Source organism: uncultured Thiodictyon sp. (assembly GCF_903828115.1).
Taxonomy (GTDB): domain Bacteria; phylum Pseudomonadota; class Gammaproteobacteria; order Chromatiales; family Chromatiaceae; genus Thiodictyon.
The window spans coordinates 1-6,454 of the sequence record NZ_CAIKKU010000620.1 but is presented as its reverse complement, the minus strand read 5'-3'; the positions used below and the strand labels follow the sequence as shown (position 1 = coordinate 6,454).

The following is a 6,454-nucleotide window of genomic DNA, read 5'->3' as shown; positions in this document are numbered from 1 at the left end:
GTAATCGAAGAAGCGATGCAATTCGGCGTGCGGGAGAATTCGGGTCGCTACGATAACCTCGATTACGACAACGACAACGACAACGACAACGAGGTAAGCACTCCCTAATCGACTTGCTTATTAGTGAACCGTTCCTAAACAGACCAACACAGCGTACCTGGCGCGTCTCCCCCCCGTGCCATCATCCCGCGGAAACAAATCAAGTGCCTGACTACAAACACACCCTGAACCTCCCCACCACCGCGTTCCCGATGAAGGCCAACCTGGCCCAGCGCGAGCCGGCGCTGCTTGAGCACTGGGAGCAGTTGGATATCTACGCGAAGATCCGCGCCGCCCGGGCGGGTGCGCCGCGTTTCATCCTGCACGACGGCCCGCCCTACGCCAATGGCGAGATCCATATCGGGCACGCGGTCAACAAGGTGCTGAAGGACATCATCGTCAAGGCCCGGACCCTGGACGGTCTGGATGCGCCCTTTGTACCGGGCTGGGACTGCCACGGGCTGCCGATCGAACTCCAGGTGGAGAAGAAACAGGGCAAGCCGGGGCACAAGCTGACGGCCGCGCAATTTCGCGTCGCCTGCCGGGACTTCGCCGCCAGGCAGGTCGAGGGGCAGCGCACCGACTTCAAGCGCCTGGGGGTCTTCGGGGATTGGCAGCACCCCTATCTGACCATGGACTTCGCCAACGAGGCGGACATCATCCGCGCGCTGGGGCGCATTATCGCCAAGGGCCATGTGGTGAAGGGGGAGAAGCCGGTCCATTGGTGTATCGATTGCGGCTCGGCCCTGGCCGAGGCCGAGGTGGAATACGCGGACAAGCAGTCCATCGCCATCGACGTGCGCTTCCCGCTGGTGGAGCCGGGGGTGTTGGAGGGGCGTTGCCACGGCTCGCCCAACGGCTGCGGCGAGGGTCCGGCGTCGCTCGTGATCTGGACCACCACGCCCTGGACCCTGCCAGCCAATCAGGCGGTGGCCCTGAACCCGGAGTTGGAGTATGTCGTCGTGGCGGTCGAGTCCGGCGGCCATCAGGAACGCCTGATCGTGGCCGAGGGCCTGCTCAAGGACACCATGGACCGCTGGGGCTTCGAGCGCTATCGCGTCCTGGGCTATGCGCGCGGCGCGGACTTCGAGGGGATGCGTCTGCGCCATCCCTTCTACGATCGTGAGGTGCCGGTGGTCCTGGGGGGGCATGTGACCCTGGAGGCGGGCACCGGCGCCGTCCATACCGCCCCCGGTCACGGCCTGGAGGACTATATCGTCGGCAGCCGCTACGGGCTCCCGGTGGATAACCCGGTGGGCGCGGATGGGCGCTTTCTGCCCGGCACGCCGCTCTTCGCGGGCGAGAACGTCTTCAAGGCCAACGAGAGCGTGGTGGAGGTGCTCAAGGCCCACGGCGCCCTGCTGCTGGAGCAGCGCTTCACCCACAGCTACCCCCATTGCTGGCGCCACAAGACACCGGTGATCTTCCGCGCCACGCCCCAGTGGTTCATCAGCATGGACAAGCAGGGACTGCGCGCGGCGGCCCTGGGCGAGATCGAGCGGGTCACCTGGACGCCGCAGTGGGGCCAGGGGCGTATTGAGGGCATGATCGAGGGCCGCCCGGATTGGTGCATCTCGCGCCAGCGCACCTGGGGGGTGCCGATGACGCTCTTGGTCCACAAGGTTACGGGCAAGCTGCATCCGCGCACGGCGGAACTGATCGAGGAGGTCGCCCGGCGGGTGGAACTCAAAGGCATCGAGGCCTGGTTCGAGCTGCACCCCTCGGGGCTCCTGGGGGAGCGCGAGGGCGCCGAGTACGAGAAGGTCCAGGACACGCTCGACGTCTGGTTCGACTCGGGCGTCACCCACACCTGCGTGTTGGAGCGCCGGGCGGACCTGGGCTTCCCCGCGGACCTGTATCTGGAGGGCTCGGACCAGCACCGGGGTTGGTTCCAGTCGTCGCTGCTGACCTCGGTGGCCCTGCACGAGCGGGCGCCCTATCGGGGGGTGCTGACCCACGGCTTCACGGTGGACGCCAAGGGCGAGAAGATGTCCAAGTCCAAGGGCAATGTGGTGAGCCCCCAGGACGTGATGAAGACCCTGGGGGCCGACATCATCCGGCTGTGGGTGGCGGCCACGGACTATCGCGGTGAGATGAGCGTCTCCGATGAGATCCTGAAGCGCACCGCGGACGCCTACCGGCGCATCCGCAACACCAACCGCTTCCTGCTCGCCAACCTTGCGGGCTTCGATCCGGCCGCCAACCAGGTGGCGCCCGCCGACATGCTGGCCCTGGACCGCTGGGTGATGGACCGGGCGCGGCAACTGCAGGAGGAACTCATCGAGGCCTATCGCGACTACCAGTTCCACCTGATCTACCAGAAAGTACACAATTTCTGCGCGGTGGACCTGGGCGCCTTCTATCTGGACGTGATCAAGGACCGCCAGTACACCACGGCGACCGATGGCCTGCCGCGGCGCTCGGCCCAGACGGCGATGTACCATATCGCGGAGGCCATGGTGCGCTGGCTGGCGCCGATCCTGTCCTTCACCGCGGAGGAGATTTGGGGCTATCTGCCGGGCACCCGCGCCGAGTCCGTCTTCACGGCGGCCTGGTACACGGGGCTCACCCCCCTGGACCCCACCGGCGCCCTGGACCAGGCCTTTTGGGATCAGGTCCTGGCCGCCCGGATGGCGGTGGGACCGGCCCTGGAGGATGCCCGCAAGGACAACCTGATCGGCTCCGGACTGGACGCGGAACTGGACCTCTACTGCGATGCCGGGCTCTCTGAGTCCCTGGCCCGCCTGGGGGAGGAGTTGCGCTTCGTACTGATTACCTCGGCGGTCCGGCTGCACCCCGCGGCCGAGCGGCCCGACACGGCGCTCGCCACCGACCTGGCCGGGCTGGCGGTGCGGGTCACCGCGGCCAGGCATCCCAAGTGCGTGCGCTGCTGGCATCACCGGCCCGACGTCGGCACCCACGCGGACCATCCGGAACTATGCGGGCGTTGCGTGGAGAACGTGACCGGGGCGGGCGAGGTCAGGCGATTTGCATGACGGCAGTGGCCGGGATTTCGGTTGAAGCGGGCGACAAGAGCGGTTAGTCTGTAGTTAGCTAAGCCTAAGACCCAAACCATGCAGACCGCACTGCCGACCCAGGTCAACATCCATGAGGCCAAGACCCGCCTCTCCCAGCTCATCGAGCAGGTCGAGGCCGGGGGTGAGGTCGTGATCGCCCGGGCCGGGTCGCCCGTGGTCCGCCTGGTGGCGATCACGCAACCGCGTCCGCGCCGGGTGCTCGGGACCCTGGCGGGACACCTGCCGAGCACGGGCGACTATCACGCGCCGCTGCCCGATGAACTGCTCGACGCCTTCGAGGGGCGCTAGTGCGGCTCCTGCTGGATACGCACATCCTGCTCTGGGCGCTGAGCGAGCCGGGACGCTTGCCGAGCGCCGTCGGTGAGGCCTTGGAGGCGCCCGAGAACCGCGTCTTCTTCAGCGCCGCGAGCATCTGGGAGATCGCGATCAAGCGGGCACTGAACCGGCCGGACCTCGCGGCCGAGCCCGAACTGGTGCGCTCCGCGGCCCTGGGGACGGGCTTCGAGGAGTTGCCGGTCAGCGGCCTGCATGCCCTGCGGGTGCGCCGTCTCCCCCACCTTCACCGCGATCCATTTGATCGACTGCTGATCGCCCAGGCCCAAACAGAACCCTTGGTCTTGATGAGCGATGATCCGCAGGTCGCCCGTTATGAGCTGAACCTGTGGCGGGTCTGAGCATCAGGTTGGCCGTGCGCGGTGATCGGTCCCGTAGGGTCCGCTGTGCGGACCGGCGACCGCGCCGTTCGCGCAATGGCCGGGATGATGATCAAGACCGCTTTTCACTCACTACTCTGTGCGGATTGCGTAATGAAACACTGGCTCTGGCTGTCACTCATCGTGGTCCTCCTGGACCAGGCCACCAAGTGGCTGGTGATGGGCTCACTGCAACCCTTCCAGACAATTGAAGTGCTCCCCAACCTGAACCTGACGCTGGCCTTCAACACCGGCGCGGCCTTCAGCCTGCTGGCCACGGCCGGGGGCTGGCAGCGCTGGCTGTTGGCCGTCGTGGCGCTCGTCATCACCGCCATACTGACGGCCTGGCTGGTGCGGCTGCGGCCCGGCGAGCGGACCCTGGCGGCGGCCCTGGCCCTGATCATCGGCGGGGCACTCGGCAACCTGATCGACCGGTTGTTGCTCGGCCATGTCATCGACTTTATCCAGGTCTATCTGCCCTGGGTCCCGCTGGCGCTGTTCAACCCCTGGCCCGCCTTCAATATCGCCGACAGCGCCATCAGCATCGGCGTGGTGGTCCTGCTGCTGCACACGCTGTTCACCAAGGAGGACGCGACCGGGCCCGGGCACGCCGCGGATACCCCCAACCGATGAGCAATCACTGGCAAGACCTCAGCGCCTTCGTCCACGACCAGTGGTCGCGGCTGCGCGTGCGCGGGGCGCGCAACCAACTGCGCGAGGACGCGATCCGGCACGCCATCGAGCGTGCCGTCGACCTGGCCAATCCCCGCATCCGTGGGCTCAACGGTTACCGTCGCCTGCTGCGCGAGCCCATCGCCCGCTGCCTCGACTACAGCGAGGAACTCGCCCGGCGCGTCCCCGGACCCGTGCGGCTCAACCGGCAGACCTGGGCTGAGGATGCCCTACTCAACTCACTGTTCGGCGATCCGAGCCGCATCCGCTGGGCGGTCTCAAGCACCGACTGTCGCGACTACATGGGTAAGACGGCCCTCATGACGGGGGATTGCTACGCCATCCTCCTGGCACTGCCGGTGTTCCGCCACCAACTGGGCATCGAACTCAACGGAGAGACGTTACAGCGCGACATCGCGCAGACCACGCTGTCCTTCGACAATATCGAGGTGATCCTGGCCGCGGGGAATCCGGAGACGGTCCGGGCCAAGACCGCCGGGGCCATCATGGATGCCTTGGTGGAGTTCGCCGCGCAGGAGATCGGGCGCCAGCAGGCGCGGATCGAAGAGCTGCAGGAAAGCCTGCGCATCGTGCGCATCAAACAGAAGGTGGTGAGCCCGGTGGCCCATGGGCTGGAGATCCTGCGCGACGACGGCGCCGCCCATACCACCGAATACCAGATTATCGGAAATGAGATCAAGGACCTGGAACGGGCACTAACAGCGGCGCACCAGGGGCTGGCGACGCTCAACGACTACCTGGACCGCTTCGCGGCGCTGCTGCGCACCCCCGAGACCCTGATCGCCGCCAGACCGGAGCGCACCCGCCTGGACCGCATGAACGTCGTGCGGCAAGAGCGCGAAGAGGACCCGCAATCGGCGGAGATCGAATACCTGCGCGCCTATCACGGCGAGCGGGCCGGCCGGATGGTGCTCATGGTGCGTTTTGCCCGCGCGGAACTCGTCAGCGACCAGGAGCGACTGACGCAGGTGGAGCGCTTTTTCAGTGCCTGAGAACCAGGGATGAAGATCGCACTCCTGTCGCGCGACCCGACCCTCTATTCCACCTGCCGTCTGGTGGCGGCGGCGCAGGCGCGCGGACATGAGGTCCAGGTCATCGACGTGCTGCGCTGCTATATGAACATCAGCACCCGGGCTCAGTCCATCCACTACAAGGGGGAGGAGCTCAAGGGCTTCGACGCGGTGATCCCGCGCATCGGCGCCTCCGTCACCTTCTACGGCACGGCGGTGCTGCGTCAGTTCGAGATGCTGGGGGTCTTCGCCCTGAACGAGTCGGTGGCGATCGCCCGCGCCCGCGACAAGCTGCGCTCACTGCAACTGCTCTCGCGCAAGGGCATCGGGCTGCCCATCACCGGCTATGCCCATGCCCCGGACGACATCGAGGACCTGCTCAAGATGGTCGGCGGGCCGCCGCTGGTCATCAAGCTGCTGGAGGGTGCCCAAGGGATCGGGGTGGTGCTGGCGGACACCGAGCCCGCCGCCAAGGGCCTGATCGAGACCTTCATGGGGCTGCGCGCCAACATCCTGGTCCAGGAGTACATCGCGGAGGCCCAGGGGGCGGACATCCGCTGCTTCGTGATCGGTGAGCGGGTGGTCGCCGCGATGAAGCGCCAGGCCAAACCCGGGGAGTTCCGTTCCAATCTGCATCGCGGCGGCAGCGCCAGCCCCATCCGTATCACCCCGCAGGAGCGCTCTACTGCCACTCACGCGGCCCGCATCATGGGGCTCAACGTGGCCGGCGTGGACATCCTGCGCTCGCGGCGCGGTCCGCTGGTGCTGGAGGTCAACTCCACCCCGGGCCTGGAAGGGATCGAGGGCGCGACCGGCAAAGATATCGCCGGTCTGATGATCGAGTACCTGGAAAAGAACGCCGCCCTGGCCAGGACGCGGGTCTATCGCCAGGCCTGAAGACACCATCGTTGTCGTTGTCGTTGTCGTTGTCGTTGTCGTTGTCGTTGTCGTGATCGTATTCCGAGAGGCGATGCCGTTCGGG

6 protein-coding genes are annotated in these 6,454 nt (G+C 66.7%); all 6 read left to right on the top strand.

The features are described from left to right. Window positions 1-203: 203 nt before the first annotated feature. The 6 genes from ileS to rimK all read left to right on the top strand — a co-directional run bounded on the left by ileS (window position 204) and on the right by rimK (window position 6,369). Window positions 204-3,035 (top strand): isoleucine--tRNA ligase, encoded by a 2,832-nt coding sequence (gene ileS, locus QZY48_RS23395; protein ID WP_295435614.1) that lies wholly within the window; start codon window positions 204-206, stop codon window positions 3,033-3,035. A 78-nt stretch (window positions 3,036-3,113) separates the two neighbouring features. After that, window positions 3,114-3,365: a type II toxin-antitoxin system Phd/YefM family antitoxin gene (locus QZY48_RS23390; protein ID WP_295435613.1), complete on the top strand. Its 252-nt coding sequence runs from the start codon at window positions 3,114-3,116 to the stop codon at window positions 3,363-3,365. Further along, entirely contained in the window at window positions 3,365-3,751 is a 387-nt protein-coding gene (locus QZY48_RS23385; protein WP_295435611.1) for a type II toxin-antitoxin system VapC family toxin, read from the top strand. The genes QZY48_RS23390 and QZY48_RS23385 overlap by 1 nt, the downstream gene beginning before the upstream one ends. Before the next feature lie 132 nt (window positions 3,752-3,883). Continuing rightward, window positions 3,884-4,402 (top strand): signal peptidase II, encoded by a 519-nt coding sequence (gene lspA, locus QZY48_RS23380; RefSeq protein ID WP_295435609.1) that lies wholly within the window; start codon window positions 3,884-3,886, stop codon window positions 4,400-4,402. Continuing rightward, window positions 4,399-5,454 (top strand): hypothetical protein, encoded by a 1,056-nt coding sequence (locus tag QZY48_RS23375; RefSeq protein ID WP_295435607.1) that lies wholly within the window; start codon window positions 4,399-4,401, stop codon window positions 5,452-5,454. Before lspA ends, QZY48_RS23375 begins: the two co-directional genes overlap by 4 nt. Window positions 5,455-5,463: 9 nt before the next feature. Continuing rightward, on the top strand, window positions 5,464-6,369 hold the full coding sequence (rimK, locus tag QZY48_RS23370) for a 30S ribosomal protein S6--L-glutamate ligase (protein ID WP_295435605.1): 906 nt from the start codon (window positions 5,464-5,466) through the stop codon (window positions 6,367-6,369). Window positions 6,370-6,454: the final 85 nt, after the last annotated feature.